Origin of the sequence: Leclercia sp. S52, from assembly GCF_039727615.1 — a bacterium.
Lineage (GTDB): Bacteria > Pseudomonadota > Gammaproteobacteria > Enterobacterales > Enterobacteriaceae > Enterobacter > Enterobacter adecarboxylatus_B.
Genome location: NZ_CP152474.1, coordinates 2,695,955 through 2,715,563 on the forward strand (window position 1 = coordinate 2,695,955; position 19,609 = coordinate 2,715,563).

The following is a 19,609-nucleotide window of genomic DNA, read 5'->3' on the forward strand; positions in this document are numbered from 1 at the left end:
TTGCTGTAGCAGTGAGATTCGCGTAAAACTGTCAGCCGCTCAATGGCTACGAAAATAGATCACTATGCTCCAGGACAACCCGCTGCTAGCGCAGCTTAAACAGCAACTGCATTCCCAGACGCCACGTGCTGAAGGGGTCGTAAAAGCCACGGAAAAAGGCTTTGGCTTCCTTGAAGTCGATGCACAGAAAAGTTACTTCATTCCGCCTCCGCAGATGAAGAAAGTGATGCACGGCGATCGTATTACCGCCGTGATCCATAGCGAAAAGGATCGTGAGTCTGCCGAGCCTGAAGCGTTGATCGAACCGTTCCTGACCCGCTTTGTGGGGAAGGTACTCCGTAAAGATGACCGCCTCTCCATCATCCCGGACCATCCCCTGCTGAAGGATGCCATCCCTTGCCGCGCCGAGCGCGGCGTTGCGCATGATTTTAAAGAAGGTGACTGGGCCGTGGCTGAAATGCGCCGTCACCCGCTGAAGGGCGACCGCGGTTTTTATGCCGAGCTGACCCAGTTCATTACCTTTGGCGACGACCATTTCGTGCCATGGTGGGTTACCCTGGCACGCCATAATCTGGAAAAAGAAGCGCCAGAAGGCGTGGCGACGGAGATGCTGGACGAAGGTCTGGAACGTCGCGATCTTACCGCCCTCAATTTTGTCACCATCGACAGCGCCAGCACCGAAGATATGGACGATGCGCTGTATGTGGAAGAACAGGCTGACGGGAAACTGCTGTTAACCGTGGCGATTGCCGATCCAACGGCCTGGATCGCTGAAGGCACCCCGCTGGATGAGTCTGCCAAAATCCGCGCCTTCACCAACTATCTGCCGGGCTTCAACATCCCGATGCTGCCGCGCGAACTCTCTGACGACTTGTGCTCGCTGCGCGCCAATGAAGTGCGCCCGGTTCTCGCCTGCCGCATGACCATTGCTGCCGATGGCACCATCGAAGAGAACATCGAATTCTTTGCCGCGACCATCGAGTCGAAAGCCAAGCTGGTGTATGACGAGGTGTCTGACTGGCTGGAAAACAGCGGTAGCTGGCAGCCTGCTAGTGACGCCATCGCCGAACAGATCCGTCTGTTGCAGCGCGTCTGTCTGAGCCGCAGCGAGTGGCGTAAGACCCACGCGCTGGTGTTCAAGGATCGCCCTGACTATCGCTTTATTCTCGGTGAAAAAGGCGAAGTGCTGGATATCGTTGCTGAACCGCGTCGTATCGCTAACCGCATTGTTGAAGAGTCGATGATTGCGGCGAACATCTGTGCGGCTCGCGTCCTGCGCGACCAGCTCGGTTTCGGTATCTATAACGTGCACACCGGCTTCGATCCGGCCAACAGCGAAGCGCTGGCTGCCCTGTTGAAGACCCACGACGTGCACGTCGATCCGCAGGAGGTCCTGACGCTGAACGGCTTCTGTAAGCTGCGTCGTGAGCTGGATGCGCAGCCGTCCGGTTTCCTCGACAGCCGCATTCGCCGTTTCCAGTCTTTCGCGGAGATCAGCACCGAACCGGGCCCGCACTTTGGCCTGGGTCTGGAAGCCTATGCGACCTGGACATCCCCGATCCGTAAGTATGGCGATATGGTAAACCACCGTCTGCTGAAAGCGATCGTCAAGGGTGAGACCATCGCCCGTCCGCAGGACGAGACCACCGTGCAGATGGCAGAGCGTCGTCGTCTTAACCGCATGGCAGAACGCGATGTGGGTGACTGGCTGTATGCCCGCTTCCTGAAAGACAAAGCCGGGACTGACACCCGTTTTGCGGCGGAGATCATTGATATCAGCCGTGGCGGCATGCGTGTTCGTCTGGTGGATAACGGCGCCGTGGCTTTTATTCCGGCTCCGTTCCTGCATGCCGTGCGTGATGAACTGGTCTGCAGCCAGGAGAACGGCACCGTTCAGATCAAAGGTGAAGTGGCCTTTAAAGTGACCGAAGTTATCGACGTTACTATCGCTGAAGTGCGCATGGAAACACGCAGCGTTATCGCCCGCCCTGCCGTCTGATTGTCACCTGCTAAAAAGTCGGATTCACCCTCCCGGGTGATCCGACTTTTTTTATTACTGCTAAAACCCCATTCACATCATTTTTCCTTACCTTTTCCTCCCACAAATTGCAAAAAGCGATCACAATTATTAGCGGCGGGCGTGTTCACGTCGTACTGCGTTACAGGAATATTGATTCGCCTGTATCCTTTTTCGCCATTCTCGTTCTAATATAAGAATACCGGGAAAAAACAATAAGTTTAGCTCGGGATCACCGCCGTTTTAGCGCGATTAAACCGACTGGAAATGCATAATCTATGCAATTAAGTGCGCCTGGGAGAGAGCATGATTGACGATCTGGAGCAAAATTTGCTGTTTCGTTACATGGGCACCCACAGTCCCTGGTGGCGGCTGACGGCGGACAGCAATGCTCTCCATCTTGCGGCCAGTGAAAGTGCCGATACGACGCAAGTTGTAGCACTCTCCGATGAACAGGCCAGTCATATTCGCCAGATGACGGTGATTACCTCCAGCATAACCATGACGCTCTCCCTGTACGGTACCGAGGTACCCGTGCATCTGGTGGGCCGCAAAATAAATAAAAAAGAGTGGGCCGGGACCGCCTCCGCCTGGCACGACACCTCCGCCGTCGCCCGCGATCTGGCGCAGGGTCTCTCCTTTGCCGAGCAGGTGGTCTCTGAAGCCAACTCGGTCATCGTCATCCTCGACCGGCACGGCAATATTCAACGCTTCAACCGCCTGAGCGAAGAATACACCGGCATGAAAGAGCACGAGGTCATCGGCCAGAACGTTTTCAAGCTATTCATGAGCCGCAGCGAAGCCGCCGCCTCCCGCCGTAATATCAGCGGTTTTTTCCGGGACGGTAGCTCCTACGAAGTGGAGCGCTGGATCAAAACCCGCAAGGGGCAACGCCTGTTCCTGTTTCGTAATAAATTTGTGCACAGCGGCAGCGGCAAAAATGAAATTTTCCTTATCTGTTCCGGTACGGATATTACCGAAGAGCGCCGCGCCCAGGAGCGGCTCCGGGTGCTCGCCAATACCGATACCATCACCGGCCTGCCAAACCGCAATGCCATCCACGACCTTATCAGCGAAGCGATAGATACGCGCGGCGACACCCAGGTGGGCGTGGTCTATCTCGACCTCGATAATTTCAAAAAGGTGAATGACGCCTACGGACATATGTTTGGCGATCAGCTTTTACAGGCGGTGGCGCTGGCGATCCTCAGTTGCCTGGAAGATGGCCAGGTGCTGGCCCGTCTGGGCGGAGATGAGTTCATCGTGCTGGCCACCGGCACCTCGCAGGGCGCGCTGGAGGCGATGGCCTCGCGGATCCTGACCCGGCTGCGCCAGCCCTTCCGGATAGGTTTAATTGAAGTCTATACCGGCTGTTCTCTGGGGATCTCCCTCGCCCCCCAGCACGGGACCGATCGCGAAAGCGTGATCCGCAATGCCGATACCGCTATGTATACCGCCAAAGAGAACGGGCGCGGCACATTCTGCGTCTTCTCGCCGGAGATGAATCAGCGCGTCTTTGAATACCTCTGGCTGGACACCAACCTGCGCAAGGCGCTGGATAACGACCAGCTGGTGATCCACTACCAGCCGAAAATTACCTGGCGGGGCGAGGTTAAAACCCTCGAAGCGCTGGTGCGCTGGCAGTCACCGGAGCGCGGGCTGATCCCGCCGCTGGAGTTTATCTCCTATGCCGAAGAGTCAGGGCTCATCGTGCCGCTGGGCCGTTGGGTCATGCTGGATGTGGTGCGCCAGATCGCCAAATGGCGCGATAAAGGCATTAATCTGCGCGTGGCGGTCAACGTTTCGGCCCGCCAACTGGCGGATCAGACCATCTTCAGCGATCTGAAACAGGCGCTGAAGGATCTCAATTTTGAGTACTGCCCGGTTGACGTGGAGCTGACGGAAAGCTGCCTGATTGAGAACGAAGAGCTGGCACTGTCGGTCATCCAGCAGTTCAGCAAGCTGGGGGCGCAGATCCATCTTGATGACTTCGGTACCGGTTATTCGTCGCTGTCGCAGCTGGCTCGTTTCCCTATCGACGCCATTAAGCTCGATCAGGCTTTTGTCCGGGATATTCATAAGCAGTCGGTGTCGCAGTCATTGGTGCGCGCGATTGTTGCCGTCGCCCAGGCGCTGAATTTGCAGGTGATTGCTGAAGGGGTAGAGAGCGCAAAAGAAGACGCCTTTCTGACAAAGAATGGCGTCAACGAACGACAGGGTTTTCTCTTTGCTAAGCCCATGCCCGCTGTCGCATTCGAGCGATGGTTTAAACGTTATCAGTCACGCAACGCGCGTTAGCTGGCTTTACGCAGGCCTGATGCGGTGTGGCGATCCTGAAGCTGAACCAGCCGCTGCATGTAGGCCACATCCTTCGCCTGCAGGCAGAATGCGGCGTCTACCCAGTCTTCCGTGATGTCCATCAACTCACTGCGCGGCAACTGCAATACCCGCTGACGGGCGCGCAGCATGGCCCTGACGCCGTTCATTTTAGGTTGTAACGTGTCGATGAAGGTCCGTATTGCCACGTAGCCCTGACCGGGTTCGAACAGCACGTCCACCAGCCCCTGCTGCTGATACCACTCCGCCGTGTGGGACTCCCCTTTGTAGATCAGCTCCTCTGCCAGCTTCATGCCTGAACGGCGTGCCACCAGCGAGTAGCCTCCCATGCCGGGGAAGAGGTTAAAGGCGATCTCCGGGAAGCCCATACGGGCATCCCGCTGTGCCAGCAGGAAGTGGTGCGCCAGCGCGGCCTCGAATCCGCCGCCAAGCGCACTGCCCTCCACCATCGACAGGGTGATCGCCCCGGTATCGAAGCCACGCGACGCCGCGTGGACACAGTCCACACAGGCGCGGGCATACGCCCGAAGCGCTTCGCGACGGCCATTCTCAATACACTCAACAAAGAAGCGTAGATCGCCCCCGGTATTGTACATATCCGGTACCAGCGATCCGGTTACCCAAAAATCGACCTCAAACCCGGACTGCCTGACCAGCCAGGACAGGTTCATGATCTCTTCTATCAGGGCATGATTGAAGCAAGGGCGTGGCTGAGCTCGCAGCATCATCCACACGGTGCGTCTTTCCTCTTCATAGTACGCTGCGAGTTGGGTGAATCGTACAGAATCAGTGAACAGTTTACAGGTAGCCTGATTGATAATTGTCATAGTCCAATTCCTCATAGAAAAAAGCGCCTTGCGCGCAGAATTAGACTAATCCACTCCCAAAGTCCTCTGTATAGAGAAGCATGAAAATATCATTACTATTAATGGACTTTCGTTAGCACACTTTTTCCCTTCTCTTTTGCCTTCAATTTCTGCATCATTGAATTTATTCACTTTTCATTTAGGGATGAGATTATGTCTGATATCGATGCACTGAAAGTTGCCCAACGTATTGATACTGTGCTGGATATTCTGGTTGCAGGTGATGTGAACTCTGCTCTGCGTAATCTCGAGATTTTAAAATCAGAATTACTGACCCAGGCAGGCGCGCAAAAAAGCCCTGACGAAGTACCGCCTAAATCACCGTGGGAAGTTTAAAGGTCGCAGCAGCTCGCGTGGTTATGTCAGTTTTCAACTAACGGCTCGGCCGTTTTAATATGGATGCTATGAATTCCCGACAACAAATAATATTACAGATGGTGATCGACACAGGACGTGTGAGCGTCGTTGATCTGGCTAAAAGTACCGGCGTGTCTGAAGTCACCATCCGCCAGGACCTCAATCTTCTGGAAAAAATGAGTTATCTGCGCCGCGCGCATGGCTACGCCGTACCGCTCGACAGCGAAGATGTCGAAACGCGCATGATGAACAACTACGCCCTGAAACGCGAACTGGCAGAGTTTGCCGCCTCGCTGGTCAATAACGGTGAAACGGTGTTTATCGAGAACGGCAGCTGTAACGCCCTGCTGGCGCGTACCCTGGCCGAGCAGAAAGAGGAAGTGACCATCGTAACGGTGAGCAGCTACATTGCTCACCTTCTGAAAGAGACGCGCAGCGAAGTGATTTTATTGGGCGGCATCTATCAGAAAAAAAGCGAAAGTATGGTTGGCCCGCTGACGCGTCAGTATGTGCAGCAGGTTCATTTCAGCAAGGCCTTTATCGGCATCGATGGCTGGCAGCCGGAGACCGGCTTTACCGGGCGGGACATGATGCGTTCGGACGTGGTTAACGCGGTGCTGGAGAAAGGCGCTGAGGCCATTGTCCTGACCGACAGCACCAAATTTGGTGCGGTGCATCCCTACACTATGGGCCCTGTTTCCCGCTTCAGTCGGGTGATCACCGATGAGGGCATCAAAGCGGCCCACAGCGAGACGCTGCAGCACGACGGCCTGATCGTCGATATCGTTAAAAAACCTGCCTGAGCCTACCTCTACGCCCGTCTCGTCGGGCGTTCTTCCCTGCCCTGCCGCTCTGAGATTATTCTGACCATTCCTTTAAGACTATTTACCTGTTGGATCAGTGATAAAGACGTAGAATTAATGTTAGCGATATAACAGGAAGTGACTATCACCTGCGTGATTTTGTAACGCCTGCGCGAACAGTTTCATGGAAAACTGGCTTAAGAGTTTTACACTTATTTAAGCAGAGCTATTTCCGTGGATCACTATTTCAGGAGAATGAGTTATGTCTATTAACAGCAAAAAATTATCCGCTGCTATGCTGGCTGTCACGCTGGCGTTGTCACTGAGCGCATGCTCCGGCATGAGTAAACAGAGTCGTAACACCGCGATTGGTGCCGGTGCTGGCGCAATCGGTGGTTCAGTCTTAACTGATGGTAGTGCCCTGGGTACCTTAGGTGGTGCCGCGGTGGGTGGGATTATCGGTCACGAGGTTAGCAAGTAAATAAATACCGATTGCCATCGCAGTCATTTATAAGGCCTTGCTGTTTCTGGTCTTAGCAGAACATAAGAATATTAAGCCACGGCTCAGGCCGTGGCTTATTTGTTTCTGATACGCGTCAACCGCCCGCTAATTTCACTTTCATCCCTTTTGCTTCCAGCAGGGATTTAATCAGATCCCGCTTGTCGCCCTGGATCTCAATGACGCCATCCTTGACGGCTCCGCCACAGCCGCACTTTTTCTTTAGTTCGGCGGCAAGGGATGCCAGGGTGGCATCGTCGGCATCAATGCCGGTCACGAGACAGACACCCTTCCCTTTACGCCCGCTGGTCTGGCGTTGAATTCGCACAATGCCGTCGCCTTTCGGGCGCTCAGCGACCGCTTTCGGTTCATCGATGCGCCCGGTGTCGGTCGAATAAACCAGGCGACTGTTGGTATCGCGCATTACGCCCCCCTTATTAAGTGATGCGTTGATGGCTTTCAGGGTTTGTGCCGGATCCGCAGACTGAGTCACCGGACGACCAATAACCATATAGTCCACGCCCGCCGCCAGCGCCTGCTCAGGGGTCATAATGCGGCGCTGATCGCCGGCATCACTGCCCTGAGGACGAATGCCCGGGGTGACCAGCTTAAAGTCCTGGCCGATGACGCTTTTGAAGCGCACCGCTTCCTGGGCTGAGCACACAACGCCATCCAGGCCGCAGCTATGCGTCAGGCGCGCCAGACGCTCGGCATGCTCAGCCGGTGACAGCGTGACGCCAAGATCCAGCAGGTCGCTGGCTTCCATACTGGTCAGCACGGTAACGGCAATTAGTAACGGTGCATCTTTGCCGAAAGGCTGCAGGGCTTCACGGGCTGCGGTCATCATCCGCGCCCCCCCTGAGGCATGGACGTTCACCATCCAGACGCCCAGCTCGGCCGCCGCGGCTACCGCATGGGCCGTGGTATTAGGAATATCGTGGAATTTCAGATCCAGAAAGACATCAAAACCGCGCTGCTGCATGTCGCGCACGATTTGCGGGCCAAAGAGCGTAAACATCTCTTTGCCGATTTTCAGGCGGCAGTCGCGCGGGTCAATACGATCAACGAACGCAAGCGCGTTATCGCGATTGTTGTAATCCAGAGCGACAACAACAGGAGATTCAGTAACTGCACGGGAAGAAGAGGGAGCTACAGACGTCATGACCGGACCTTCTCGTCGATGGGCGCCGCATCGGCGCGGGAATGTTAAACGGCGTGCATTCTACCTGTGCGTCAATGAAATTAACAGGTTCCATTTTCATTCCTGCCGGACCACAGCGCGCACCGGCCAGCCTAACAACTCATCAACAGTATGTTGTAACTAAAGTGCGATTTTTTTAAAAATTACTGCCCATCGAGGCCGCGAATCGGCTTAATGGTGGACCATGCGCGGCACGACGGACAGTGCCAGTAGAGCGTATAGGCGGTGAAACCGCACTTCTGACAGCGATAGCGCGGCTTGCTGCGGATCTGCTCGCCAACCATGTCGCGCAGCGCCATCAGGCTCTCTTTGGCTCGCCCCTCTTCCGCATCGTGCAGGTGGTAATCCATCAGCTTGTGGAACACGCGCATGGTGGGATGACGCTGCAGCTGGCGGGTAATGTAAACCTGCGCCGTGTCGCTGCCTTCATGCTCCTGGACCACATCCGCCAACATCAGCTCCGCATAGGCCCCGGTGTTCTCCTCCACGCAGCGGCGCAGGAATGCCACCCACTCTTCGGCCATACCCAGCTGCTGATAGCAGGTTTGCAGCATCTCCAGGGTTTCGCTAACCAGCTCTTTATCCTGGTCGATGACCCGCAGCAGGCTCTCTACCGCTTTCTGGTAATCCCCTTTCGCCATGTACACGCGTCCCATCATGATGGAGACGCGCGCGCTGCTGCGATCGGCGGCAGCGCCCTTGCGCAGAAGCGCCATGGCTTTATCCATGTCTTCATTGCCCATCTGCTGCAGGGCCAGTTCGCAGTAGAAATGGGCGATTTCAACGCGCTGTTTATCTTTGCCCAGCTTCACCAGACGTTCCGCAACATCGATCGCTTTCTGCCATTCGCTGGTGGCCTGATAAATCTGCAGAAGCTGTTGCAGGGCGCTGATCCGGAAATCCGTTTCATCCACCAGCTGGTTGAACATCTCCTCGGCGCGATCGTACAAGCCTGCCGCCATATAGTCGCGGCCCAACTGCTGTACGGCCAGCAGACGCTGCTCATAGGTTAATGAGGCGCTTTCCATTAAGGTCTGGTGGATGCGGATGGCGCGGTCAACTTCACCACGGGAACGGAACAGATTGCCGAGAGTAAGATGGGCCTCAACGGTGCCGGTATCCTCTTTCAACATCTCGAGGAACAGGTCTACCGCTTTATCCTGTTGGTTGCTCAGAAGGAAGTTAACCCCGGCGACATAGTCGCGTGAAAGGCGGTTAGCTTCATCCTGTTTTGTTTGTTGCGCACTTCTGCGGCCCATATACCAGCCATAGGCTGCGGCTACAGGCAAAAGCAGAAACAACAACTCCAGCATCGTCGATTATTCCTTCGCTACCGGCACACCTGAACTTACCGGAACTTCGGTCGGGGGCGCAATTTGGTATTCAAGACGTTTAATTTTACGTTCGGCGCGGGCCAGTGAAACCCGAACTTTCAGCCAGAACAGGCCGCAAATAAGCCAGCCGATCGCAAAGCCCGCCGCAAAGAGTACCGCCAACAGGCTGGAAATCCGATATTCGCCTTGCGCCAGCAGATAATTGAAGGTTACCTGTTGATCGTTTTGCGCACCCAATGTGACGGAAATGACAAAAATCGCCAGTACCAGTAAGAAAATGAGTAAATATTTCACATTACTTCCCGTTATGTGGTTTGAGCGAATAAAGAGTATTCAACATCGCGTAGCCAGCCTTATAAACTACCATTTTCAGGACGGGCGCGAAATGGAAAAAGCATCGCGCCACGCTTAGATCTGCGGCTAAATATGAGAATTTCAACCGCAGTCAGCTTTCCTGGTCTCTGTCGGCTATTTCCCGCTTCTCTTCTGTCGGCGGCGTGAGTGGGCCGCAGACGCGCTGAGCAAGCCAGGTGGCGCAGGTGATCAGCAGCCACGACATCAGGGTGGCAACCACCAGGTCCCGCGGCCAGTGCATGCCGAGCAGCAGTCGGCTTCCCATTACACCCGTCGCCCAGACCAGCAGAAAGGCGATGGTCCACGTGCGCCGACGCGGCCACAGCAACCCTACCCCCAGCAATGCCCAGCTTGCAGCGAACATCGTGTGTCCGGATGGGAAAGCAAACCCGGTCTCTTTTTGCCAGTGCTTGCGTAAAAACGTCGGCACAGCCTGTTGTTCAGTAAGCTGTTCTTTCACCAGCTCACCGCGTTCTTTACGCTTTAAATTGTAGAAGTCGTTGACCGGGACATGGTGAGTTTTTTCCAGCCAGACGACAAACGGACGCGGCTCCTGAACCCGATCTTTCACCAGAGATTTAAGCCCCTGGCCGATCAGGATCGCGCCGGCGAGAATGGCAAAGAGCATAATGGCCGCCCGCAGACGAAAACGCAGGCACCACAAAAACCAGCCGCATAACAGGGTGTGCGTAATGATGCCCCAGGGTTGGGTGACCGTCTCCGTGATCCAGAACAGCGCCTTCAACCATCCGCTATTTGTGCCCGGCTGCCACTGCCAGCCGGATATCCATACAGCCACAGGCATTATCAGCAATATCCCTGCGCCAACCGCCGTACGGCGGGCAATTGAAAGCATGTCGTCTCCTTTTATCGATAAGCCCCACAATCATAACCGAAAAATCAGAGCTGCGTAAAAATGTCGGATTGTGCGTTTAACGTTCGTTAAGCTGGCGGTGATTAGGTGAACCCGCGCAGCTTGTGGCAAAATAAGACAATACCGACAGCCAAACAGGCAACAGACACAAGGCGTGTCAGCATTTTCTGGAGAATCACATGCAGCTTAAACGTGTGGCAGAAGCCAATCTGCCAACCCCATGGGGCGATTTCCTGATGGTGGGTTTTGAAGAACTGGCAACCGGGCAGGATCACGTGGCGTTAGTGTTCGGGGACACCTCCGGCCAGACGCCAGTGCTTGCTCGCGTCCATTCCGAGTGTTTGACGGGTGACGCCCTGTTTAGCCTGCGCTGCGATTGTGGTTTTCAACTGGAAGCCGCCCTGTCGCATATCGCGGAAGAAGGCCGCGGCATCCTGCTGTATCACCGTCAGGAAGGCCGTAATATCGGCCTGCTGAACAAGATCCGCGCCTATGCCCTGCAGGATCAGGGGTACGACACCGTGGAAGCGAACCACCAGTTAGGCTTTGCTGCCGACGAGCGTGATTTCACCCTGTGCGCCGATATGTTCAAGCTGCTGGGCGTGGACGAAGTGCGTCTTCTGACCAACAACCCGCGTAAGGTCGAGATCCTCACCGAAGCCGGTATCAATATCGTTGAACGTGTCCCGCTGATCGTGGGCCGTAACCCGAACAACGAGCACTATCTGGATACCAAAGCGGCGAAGCTTGGACATCTGCTGAGCGAGTAAGATTAACAGCCCGGCAGCGCAAGGCGTGCCGGGCTGGCCACAGCGTTTTAATTCAGCATGTTACGAATCACATAGTGCAGAATGCCGTCGTTCTGGTAGTAGGTCAGCTCGGTCGCGGTATCAATTCGACAGCGACAGTTCACGACCTCGGTTTGCCCATCCGCACGCGTCAGTTTGACCGGTACGGTGGCACCCGGCGTCAGGCTTTGCAGATCCGCAATATCAATGCGCTCTTCCCCCGTCAGCCCCAGCGTTTTACGCGATGTCCCCTGCGGGAACTCCAGCGGTAAAATCCCCATCCCGATCAGGTTCGAACGGTGGATACGCTCAAACGACTCTGCGATCACCACGCGCACGCCCAGCAGCCGTGGCCCTTTTGCTGCCCAGTCGCGGCTGGAGCCGGAACCATACTCTTTCCCGGCGATCACCGCCAGCGGCGTGCCTTCCTGCTGATACTTCATGGCAGCATCGTAAATCGAGATCACTTCCGTGCCCGGCAGATGGCGGGTCATCCCGCCTTCAACGCCGGGAACCATTTCGTTGCGGATGCGGATATTGGCGAAGGTGCCGCGCATCATCACCTCATGGTTACCGCGACGCGAGCCGTAGGAGTTGAAATCGCGTCGCTCCACGCCACGACTCTGCAGATACCGCCCAGCCGGGCTATCCGCTTTAATGCTGCCCGCCGGGGAGATGTGGTCGGTGGTCACCGAGTCGCCAAGGATGGCCAGCACGCGCGCACCGTGGATATCTTCCAGCGGTTTGGGTTCCGCCAGCATCTCGTCAAAGAAAGGCGACAGGCGGATGTAGGTGGAATCATCCTGCCAGCTGTAGGTATCCGAACGCGCCACCTCGATGCTTTTCCACTCCGCCGTGCCTTCGAACACTTCGGCATACTCTTTGCGGAACATGTCGGTGGAGACTTTTTCTACCGCGAGGGCGATCTCCTGCGCCGACGGCCAGATATCTTTCAGATAAACCGGATCCCCTTTGCGATCGTGCCCCAGCGGTTCGGTTGCGAGGTTGATATTCATGTTCCCGGCCAGGGCATAGGCCACCACCAGCGGCGGTGATGCCAGCCAGTTGGTTTTCACCAGCGGATGGATACGGCCTTCGAAGTTACGGTTACCCGAGAGCACCGCCCCGACCGTCAGATCGCCCTGCTTGATCGCCGTCTCGATAGGATCGGGAAGCGGCCCAGAGTTACCGATACAGGTAGTACACCCGTAGCCGACCAGGTTAAAGCCCAGCTCATCCAGGTATGGCGTCAGCCGGGCCTGGGCCAGATAATCGGACACCACTTTGGAGCCGGGAGCCAGCGAGGCTTTTACCCATGGCTGGCGTTTCAGGCCGAGGGTGACCGCTTTTTTCGCCAGCAGACCGGCCGCCATCAGCACGCTGGGGTTAGAGGTGTTGGTGCAGGAGGTAATAGCCGCGATCACCACCGCGCCGTCCGGCAGCTGGTACTGATGACCGTTCATGACGTAATCAATGGGGCGGCGATCTTTCTGCGCGGTGTTAACCTCCAGCTCATTGCTGGCGGCAAACGCCTTCGGCACATCAGGCAGAGCCACCCGATCCTGGGGACGTTTCGGCCCGGCGAGGCTGGCTTCAACCTCGCCCATATCCAGTGCCAGCGTGCTGGTGAACACCGGTTCATCACCCGGGTTACGCCACATCCCTTGCGCTTTGGCATAGGCTTCAACCAGCTCGACCTTTTCGCTGCTGCGCCCGCTGAGGCGCATATATTCCAGCGTCACGCCGTCAATCGGGAAGAAGCCACAGGTCGCGCCATACTCCGGCGCCATGTTGGCGATAGTGGCCCGGTCAGCCAGCGGCAACGAATCGAGGCCGTCACCGTAGAATTCAACAAATTTGCCTACCACGCCGTGCTTACGCAGCATCTGGGTCACGGTGAGCACCAGATCGGTGGCGGTGATGCCTTCGCTCAGTTTGCCGGTCAGCTTAAAGCCGACCACGTCAGGGATCAGCATCGACACCGGCTGGCCAAGCATGGCGGCCTCGGCTTCGATACCCCCTACCCCCCCAGCCCAGCACGCCAAGACCGTTGATCATGGTGGTGTGCGAGTCGGTGCCGACCAGTGTATCCGGGTAGGCCACCCACTCTTTATCCTGCAGTTCGCTCCACACCGCCTTACCGAGGTATTCGAGATTGACCTGGTGGCAGATGCCGGTGCCGGGTGGAACGACGCTGAAGCGGCTGAAGGCCTGCTGGCCCCACTTCAGAAAGACATACCGCTCGTGGTTACGTTCCATCTCCAGGCGCACGTTCTCTTCAAACGCATCATCATCGCCAAAGTGGTCCACGGTTACCGAGTGGTCAATGACCAGATCCACCGGAGAAAGCGGGTTTACTTTGGCGGTATCGCCGCCGAGACGTTTAACCGCTTCGCGCATTGCCGCCAGATCGACCACCGCCGGGACGCCGGTAAAGTCCTGCATCAGCACCCTGGCGGGGCGATAGGCTATCTCCCGGTCGGCATGGGCATTTTGCAGCCACCCGGCGAGAGCGTGAATGTCTTCGGCGGTGACAGAGACCTCATCCTGCCAGCGCAGGAGATTTTCCAGTAACACTTTAAGCGACTTGGGTAAACGGGCGATGTCTCCAAGTTCCCTGGCGGCCAGCGGCAGGCTGTAGTAGTGATAGGTTTTGTTCTCGGCCTGCAATGTGTCCTTACTGGCTTCGCGTAAGGTTAACGACATAAGCTCCTCCTTAATTACCGGGATTGCGATACCCTGACGTTTATCAGGGCCGTAATTAAAGATAACACATCGTCACCGTAACGATTTGATAACAACCCAAATGGACAAATTTGCAGAGGAATGGCGAGGTCAAAAAGAAAAAGCCCCGCTTGAGCGAGGCTTTATTTTTCAGTGTAGGGTGAGCCAGATAAGCTGGTACCAGAAGAGAATCGACAGAGAGAACGCGGCGATCCACGACCAGTATTTGACTCCGGATATATTATTCATCATTGTGACACCCGTCTTTATTTATTTGTTTACGGCTGAGTCTGGCTCAGTTCGGTATTGCTGAAGTGTATTTATTAAAGAGTACAAAAGCGCACCGGATTATTTATGCACTACGCCTGAGCGGCAGAATTATTGTTTTTTTGTATCGTCTTCTGCGAACGAATCAATGAAGGCTTGCTGCTGCGGTGACAGCGTCCAGGAAGCAGGCACCTGACCTGTCACTTCTTTACGGACCTTGCGGCGAGTGTCACGTTGCTGACACATAGGTTTCACTGCTTCACTGCGCCCCTGTACCGTCATAGTTAACCCCAGAATTTCCAGATCAGTAACGCCACCACCACCCAAAACAGCGTGGAACCGAGAAATACCGCCAACCAGGCTTTGCGCTTGAGCCCTGTATCCCGTTGCGGCTCATGACTTCCTGACGGCATTGCTAACCTCGTACAATCGACTTTGCTTATCATTTGGCTACCAAACAATTGGTATAAGTAATCATCACTGAGATAAATCCTAAAGAAACTTTAGTTGAAAATCCAGCGAATTTACGAATCGTATACGGTGAAATATTTATTCTTTTGAGCAGATAGATATAAATGAAACGGGGAATTTGCGTAGCGGCTATTTATTTTCTATTTTAGTTGCCTTTTTGTAACAGAGTCGGATAAAAAGCGCTGTAACCCTATGGTTACTGTGATAAATGAAAGGATAAAAGAGAAGGATTCTAATTCAGGTTAAAACGGGAATAACGGTATCTTTCCCGCAGGAAAGATACCGCAGGGTATTATTTCTCTGGCAGCTTAATATCTTTGAACATCGCTTCGATGTCTTCGTTAGAACGCAGCGCCACTGCCGTATCCACCACATCGCGGGTTAAATGCGGCGCAAATCGTTGAATGAAATCATACATATAGCTGCGCAGGAAGGTGCTGCGGCGGAAACCAATTTTGGTGGTGCTGTGGCCAAACACCCCCCTGGGTATCCAGGCGCACCAGGTCAGGATCGGCGACCGGATCCACTGCCATGCTGGCAATCACCCCTACCCCCAGCCCCAGCCGCACGTAAGTTTTAATCACATCGGCATCGGTGGCGGTAAAGACGATTCGTGGCGTTAACCCAGCGCGATTGAAGGCAGTGTCCAGCTCCGAGCGGCCGGTAAAGCCAAAGGTGTAGGTGACCAGCGGATACTGGGCAAGCTCTTCGATCGACACCGAGGTTTTGGCCGCCAGCGGGTGTTCCGGGGTCACCACAATCGAGCGGTTCCAGTGATAGCAAGGTAGCATCACCAGGTCGTCATAAAGATGCAGCGCTTCGGTGGCGATGGCAAAATCCGCATTGCCTTTCGAAACCGCTTCGGCAATCTGCGTCGGCGAGCCCTGATGCATATGCAACGACACGCGAGGATAACGCTCAATAAACCCTTTAATGACGCCCGGCAGCGCATACCGCGCCTGGGTGTGGGTAGTGGCAATATACAGCGAGCCTTTATCAGGCCAGGTGTGTTCGCCTGCCACGGATTTGATGGCATCGACCTTCGACAGCACCTCGCGGGCGATACGGATGATCTCCTGCCCTGCCGGCGTCACCTGGGTAAGATGTTTCCCGCTGCGGGCAAAAATCTGGATCCCCAGCTCATCTTCAAGCATGCGGACCTGCTTACTGATGCCGGGTTGCGAGGTATAAAGACCTTCTGCGGTCGAGGAGACGTTAAGGTTGTGGTTGACCACCTCAACGATATAGCGAAGCTGCTGTAGTTTCATGCCGGACCATCCGATTGAGCGCACACGGGCAATCGCTTAAGACGATTTGATAATAAGAAATGGGTTAACTATAACCACTATATCATTTATATCATTGCTGTATAGCCCGGAACAAAAAATAATAACCAGGCAATAAAAAAGGGCCGGAAGTCCGGCCCTTGCAAAGGTAAGTTGCGGTAATTAAGGCTTATTTCTTGCCTTCAACCCATTTTCCGTCAACATAAAATGCTGACCAGCCGGTCGCTTTACCGTCTTTTTCAGCAGCAACATACTGCTGCTTGGTTTTACGGCTAAAACGCACAACCGTTTTATTACCTTCAGGATCCTGCTGTGGCGCATCGGCCAGATAGCGCAGCTTCTCAGCCAGGCGATCGCGGAAGCGGTACAGCTCTTCCACCAGCGGTGCACGGGTTTCACGTGATTTAGGGAAGGTGTTGGCCGCCAGGAAGACGCCCGCCGCACCGTCACGCAGGACGAAGTAGGCGTCGGACTTCTCGCACGGCAGCTCCGGCAATGGAACCGGATCTTCCTTCGGCGGAGCCACTTCACCGTTACGCAGGATTTTACGCGTGTTTTTACACTCGTCGTTGGTGCAGGCCATGTACTTACCAAAACGCCCCATCTTCAGGTGCATTTCAGAACCACATTTTTCACACTCCACGATTGGACCGTCATAGCCCTTAATGCGGAACTCGCCCTCTTCGATCTCGTAACCGTCACAGGTCGGGTTGTTACCGCAGACATGCAGTTTACGTTTCGGATCGATCAGGTAGCTGTCCATTGCCGTGCCGCACTTATTACAGCGGCGTTTGGCGCGTAATGCGTTGGTTTCCGCATCGTCGCCTTCCAGCACGTTCAGCACTTCGTTTTCCGGCACCAGGTTGATGGTGGTTTTGCAGCGTTCTTTCGGGGATAAGGCATAGCCTGAGCAGCCGAGGAACACGCCGGTAGTAGCGGTACGGATCCCCATCTTGCGGCCGCAGGTCGGACAGTCGATGCTGGTCAGCACCATCTGGTTCGGCTGCATGCCACCCTCTTCAGGGTCTTTCTCTGCTTTTTCCAGCTGGTTGGTGAAGTCGCCGAAGAAGCTGTCGAGCACCTTCTTCCACTCGGCTTCGTGGTTAGCCACCTGGTCCAGGCTGTTTTCCATCTGCGCGGTGAAGTCGTAGTTCATCAGCTCGCGGAAGTTAGCTTCCAGGCGATCGGTGACGATTTCACCCATTTTCTCGGCATAAAAACGGCGGTTTTCCGTACGCACATAGCCGCGATCCTGGATGGTCGAAATGATCGACGCATAGGTGGACGGGCGACCGATACCGCGTTTTTCCAGCTCTTTCACCAGCGAGGCTTCGCTAAAGCGTGCCGGTGGCTTGGTGAAGTGCTGGGCCGGGGTCAGTTCAACCAGGGAGAGTTCATCCCCGGCGTTGACCGCTGGCAGGGTTTTGTCTTCATCACCCTTGCGCAGCGCAGGCATCACTTTGGTCCAGCCATCGAAACGCAGAATACGGCCACGCGCTTTCAGGCGGAAATCACCCGCACCGACGGTGAGCGTGGTGGAGTCGTACTGCGCTGGCGTCATCTGACAGGCAACAAACTGGCGCCAGATCAGCTGATACAGTTTCTGCGCATCGGCTTCCATATCCTTCAGGGATTCCGCCAGAACAGCCACGTCAGAAGGACGAATCGCCTCGTGCGCTTCCTGCGAGTTCTCTTTGCTGTTGTACTGGTTGGCGCTCTCCGGCAGATACTTCTTACCGAAGTTATCGCCAATGTAATCACGCACCATGTTCACTGCGTCCTGGCTCAGGTTGGTGGAGTCAGTACGCATATAGGTAATGTGACCCGCTTCATACAGACGCTGAGCCATCATCATGGTTTTCTTCACGCCGTAACCCAGACGGGTACTTGCCGCCTGCTGCAGCGTGGAGGTGATAAAGGGTGCGCCCGGCTTGCTGCTGGTCGGTTTGTCTTCACGATCCAGCACCTGATAACGGGCTTTCTCCAGCAGCGCGACCGCGGCCATCGTCTGTTCGCGGTTTTCAGGGCGGAACGGCTTATCGTTCTGATGCGACACTTCCAGCGGCAAGGTATCGCCACCTGGCGTGGTGACGCTGGCGTCGATTTCCCAGAACTCTTCTGGCACAAACGCTTTGATTTCGCGTTCACGTTCAACCACCAGACGCACGGCAACAGACTGTACGCGGCCTGCTGACAGGCCACGGGCGATCTTTTTCCACAGCAGTGGAGAGACCATGTAACCCACGACGCGGTCCATAAAGCGGCGCGCCTGCTGAGCGTTAACGCGGTCGATATTCAGTTCGCCTGGCTTTTCAAAAGCCTGACGGATCGCGTTTTTAGTAATTTCGTTAAACACCACGCGGCTGTAGCGGGTGTCATCTCCCCCCGATCACTTCCCGCAGGTGCCATGCAATGGCCTCCCCTTCGCGGTCAAGGTCGGTTGCGAGATAGATGTGGTCGGCTTTTTCCGCCAGCTGTTTCAGCTCGGAGACGACTTTCTCTTTACCCGGCAGCACTTCGTACTGTGCCTGCCAGTTATCCCACGGGTTAACCCCCATGCGATTTACGAGCGCGCTACGTTCATCCTTTTTAGGCTTTTTGGCCCCTTTGGTGGAGGTAGAGTCGGCGCTCTTCTTGGCTGAGCCACTGGTCGGCAGATCGCGGATATGACCGACGCTGGACTTAACCACGTAGTCACTACCCAGATACTTATTGATCGTTTTGGCTTTTGCCGGGGACTCAACGATAACGAGAGCTTTACCCATATTCACCTTTACCTAATTTGTTTCTTCCAGGAATACGTCGCGTGAGTTCACCTTCCACTGGCGACGAGACATCTATATAACGACGCCATCAGTGGATATCAACCCCCTTTCGGACCAGTCGCCAAAAACGACCTTAGCCAGGTGGTTGAGTTTACGGGCTTTTTCTCGCTCCGGTGTGACTGCACGACGAGATTTAGGTCGAATGTCAAGCAAATCTATTGCCAGAATGACGAAAGCGCACACTCTACCTGATAAAATCCGTTACGCAACTTTATTAGCATGCAAAAGCAAATCACGCCAGCGCTGTCCGTCTTGCTCAGCATGCCTGAAAACGGGGAAAATTTGCTCCGGGGACCGCGGCGGCGTAGACTAATGTCACTGTTTAAGGAGGGGATAATGCAGCAAACTACCCAACCCATTGACCGCGCAACCTTGCTTGCCGAAGCAAATAAACTCATTCGTGAACATGAAGACACCCTGGCAGGGATCGAAGCCACCGGTGTGGAACAGCGCAACGGCGTGCTGGTGTTCAGCGGCGATTACTTTCTTGATGAGCAGGGGGTTACCCACCCCACGCAGCACGGCGGTATTCAACATGTTTAAATACCTGGCCCATGCGCTCTCGGATAAATACCATCTGGTTGATTAATGCAAAACGCGAGGCAC

At 55.2% G+C, this 19,609-nt stretch carries 14 protein-coding genes and 5 pseudogenes; 7 read left to right on the forward strand and 12 right to left on the reverse strand.

Translation table 11 applies throughout. The annotated features are described in order from the left end of the window. The first annotated feature begins 64 nt into the window (after positions 1-64). Entirely contained in the window at positions 65-1,999 is a 1,935-nt protein-coding gene (locus tag AAHB66_RS12950) for an exoribonuclease II (protein WP_347113208.1), read from the forward strand. A gap of 324 nt (positions 2,000-2,323) precedes the next feature. Then, a complete protein-coding gene (pdeR, locus tag AAHB66_RS12955; RefSeq protein WP_347113209.1) occupies positions 2,324-4,315 on the forward strand; it encodes a cyclic di-GMP phosphodiesterase in 1,992 nt (663 codons plus the stop codon). On the opposite strand, the gene AAHB66_RS12960 is transcribed toward pdeR, so the two are convergent. Then, entirely contained in the window at positions 4,312-5,181 is an 870-nt protein-coding gene (locus tag AAHB66_RS12960; protein WP_347113211.1) for a crotonase/enoyl-CoA hydratase family protein, read from the reverse strand. The genes pdeR and AAHB66_RS12960 overlap by 4 nt on opposite strands. 192 nt (positions 5,182-5,373) lie before the next feature. Here AAHB66_RS12960 and AAHB66_RS12965 point away from each other — a divergent pair, with 192 nt between their 5' ends. The 3 genes from AAHB66_RS12965 to osmB all read left to right on the forward strand — a co-directional run bounded on the left by AAHB66_RS12965 (position 5,374) and on the right by osmB (position 6,861). After that, positions 5,374-5,556, forward strand: a complete 183-nt coding sequence (locus AAHB66_RS12965; RefSeq protein ID WP_347113212.1) for a hypothetical protein — start codon at positions 5,374-5,376, stop codon at positions 5,554-5,556. 68 nt (positions 5,557-5,624) lie between these two features. Beyond that, positions 5,625-6,380 carry a DNA-binding transcriptional regulator YciT gene (locus AAHB66_RS12970; RefSeq protein WP_347113214.1) on the forward strand — a complete coding sequence of 252 codons (756 nt, stop codon included), beginning with the start codon at positions 5,625-5,627 and terminating at the stop codon, positions 6,378-6,380. A gap of 262 nt (positions 6,381-6,642) precedes the next feature. After that, positions 6,643-6,861, forward strand: a complete 219-nt coding sequence (gene osmB, locus AAHB66_RS12975; RefSeq protein ID WP_032611163.1) for an osmotically-inducible lipoprotein OsmB — start codon at positions 6,643-6,645, stop codon at positions 6,859-6,861. A gap of 115 nt (positions 6,862-6,976) precedes the next feature. On the opposite strand, the gene yciH is transcribed toward osmB, so the two are convergent. The 5 genes and pseudogenes from yciH to pgpB form a co-directional block, all read right to left on the reverse strand. Continuing rightward, positions 6,977-7,303 carry a stress response translation initiation inhibitor YciH gene (gene yciH / locus AAHB66_RS12980; RefSeq protein ID WP_347116483.1) on the reverse strand — a complete coding sequence of 109 codons (327 nt, stop codon included), beginning with the start codon at positions 7,301-7,303 and terminating at the stop codon, positions 6,977-6,979. A gap of 15 nt (positions 7,304-7,318) precedes the next feature. Further along, positions 7,319-8,041 (reverse strand): annotated as a pseudogene (gene pyrF / locus AAHB66_RS12985) (orotidine-5'-phosphate decarboxylase); the annotation flags it as partial. 182 nt (positions 8,042-8,223) lie between these two features. Beyond that, positions 8,224-9,393 (reverse strand): lipopolysaccharide assembly protein LapB, encoded by a 1,170-nt coding sequence (lapB, locus tag AAHB66_RS12990; RefSeq protein WP_347113216.1) that lies wholly within the window; start codon positions 9,391-9,393, stop codon positions 8,224-8,226. A 6-nt stretch (positions 9,394-9,399) separates the two neighbouring features. Continuing rightward, positions 9,400-9,708, reverse strand: coding sequence for a LapA family protein (locus tag AAHB66_RS12995; protein WP_347113218.1), 309 nt, complete (start codon positions 9,706-9,708; stop codon positions 9,400-9,402). 151 nt (positions 9,709-9,859) lie between these two features. Continuing rightward, the gene (pgpB, locus tag AAHB66_RS13000) at positions 9,860-10,624 is read right to left on the reverse strand and encodes a phosphatidylglycerophosphatase B (protein ID WP_347113219.1); all 765 of its coding nucleotides are present in this window, start codon (positions 10,622-10,624) and stop codon (positions 9,860-9,862) included. A gap of 197 nt (positions 10,625-10,821) precedes the next feature. Between pgpB and ribA the strand changes: the two genes are divergently transcribed. Beyond that, entirely contained in the window at positions 10,822-11,412 is a 591-nt protein-coding gene (gene ribA, locus AAHB66_RS13005) for a GTP cyclohydrolase II (RefSeq protein ID WP_106993149.1), read from the forward strand. 47 nt (positions 11,413-11,459) lie between these two features. Here the strand turns inward: ribA and acnA are convergent. The 6 genes and pseudogenes from acnA to topA all read right to left on the reverse strand — a co-directional run bounded on the left by acnA (position 11,460) and on the right by topA (position 18,943). After that, a pseudogene (gene acnA, locus AAHB66_RS13010) lies at positions 11,460-14,136 on the reverse strand (aconitate hydratase AcnA). 168 nt (positions 14,137-14,304) lie between these two features. Beyond that, positions 14,305-14,403, reverse strand: coding sequence for a small membrane protein YmiC (gene ymiC, locus AAHB66_RS13015; RefSeq protein ID WP_337016595.1), 99 nt, complete (start codon positions 14,401-14,403; stop codon positions 14,305-14,307). 129 nt (positions 14,404-14,532) lie between these two features. Then, positions 14,533-14,703, reverse strand: a complete 171-nt coding sequence (locus tag AAHB66_RS13020; protein ID WP_347113221.1) for a hypothetical protein — start codon at positions 14,701-14,703, stop codon at positions 14,533-14,535. Positions 14,704-14,705: 2 nt separating this feature from the next. Continuing rightward, complete coding sequence (locus AAHB66_RS13025) at positions 14,706-14,867, reverse strand: YmiA family putative membrane protein (protein WP_347113223.1); 162 nt, start codon at positions 14,865-14,867, stop codon at positions 14,706-14,708. Positions 14,868-15,184: 317 nt separating this feature from the next. Next, positions 15,185-16,160: pseudogene (gene cysB, locus AAHB66_RS13030) on the reverse strand (HTH-type transcriptional regulator CysB). Between the two features lie 187 nt (positions 16,161-16,347). Then, positions 16,348-18,943 (reverse strand): annotated as a pseudogene (topA, locus tag AAHB66_RS13035) (type I DNA topoisomerase). Between the two features lie 396 nt (positions 18,944-19,339). On the opposite strand from topA, the pseudogene AAHB66_RS13040 reads away from it, so the two are divergent. Continuing rightward, positions 19,340-19,592 (forward strand): annotated as a pseudogene (locus tag AAHB66_RS13040) (YciN family protein). Positions 19,593-19,609: the final 17 nt, after the last annotated feature.

Bases quoted from the DNA above. Each gene is read 5' to 3' on its own strand.
- yciH (WP_347116483.1), bottom strand. From the start codon at position 7,303: ATGCGCGATACCAACAGTCGCCTGGTTTATTCGACCGACACCGGGCGC.
- pdeR (WP_347113209.1), top strand. From the start codon at position 2,324: ATGATTGACGATCTGGAGCAAAATTTGCTGTTTCGTTACATGGGCACC.
- osmB (WP_032611163.1), top strand. From the start codon at position 6,643: ATGTCTATTAACAGCAAAAAATTATCCGCTGCTATGCTGGCTGTCACG.
- lapB (WP_347113216.1), bottom strand. From the start codon at position 9,393: ATGCTGGAGTTGTTGTTTCTGCTTTTGCCTGTAGCCGCAGCCTATGGC.
- AAHB66_RS13020 (WP_347113221.1), bottom strand. From the start codon at position 14,703: ATGACGGTACAGGGGCGCAGTGAAGCAGTGAAACCTATGTGTCAGCAA.
- ymiC (WP_337016595.1), bottom strand. From the start codon at position 14,403: ATGAATAATATATCCGGAGTCAAATACTGGTCGTGGATCGCCGCGTTC.
- AAHB66_RS12950 (WP_347113208.1), top strand. From the start codon at position 65: ATGCTCCAGGACAACCCGCTGCTAGCGCAGCTTAAACAGCAACTGCAT.
- pgpB (WP_347113219.1), bottom strand. From the start codon at position 10,624: ATGCTTTCAATTGCCCGCCGTACGGCGGTTGGCGCAGGGATATTGCTG.
- ribA (WP_106993149.1), top strand. From the start codon at position 10,822: ATGCAGCTTAAACGTGTGGCAGAAGCCAATCTGCCAACCCCATGGGGC.
- AAHB66_RS13025 (WP_347113223.1), bottom strand. From the start codon at position 14,867: ATGATAAGCAAAGTCGATTGTACGAGGTTAGCAATGCCGTCAGGAAGT.
- AAHB66_RS12970 (WP_347113214.1), top strand. From the start codon at position 5,625: ATGAATTCCCGACAACAAATAATATTACAGATGGTGATCGACACAGGA.
- AAHB66_RS12960 (WP_347113211.1), bottom strand. From the start codon at position 5,181: ATGACAATTATCAATCAGGCTACCTGTAAACTGTTCACTGATTCTGTA.
- AAHB66_RS12965 (WP_347113212.1), top strand. From the start codon at position 5,374: ATGTCTGATATCGATGCACTGAAAGTTGCCCAACGTATTGATACTGTG.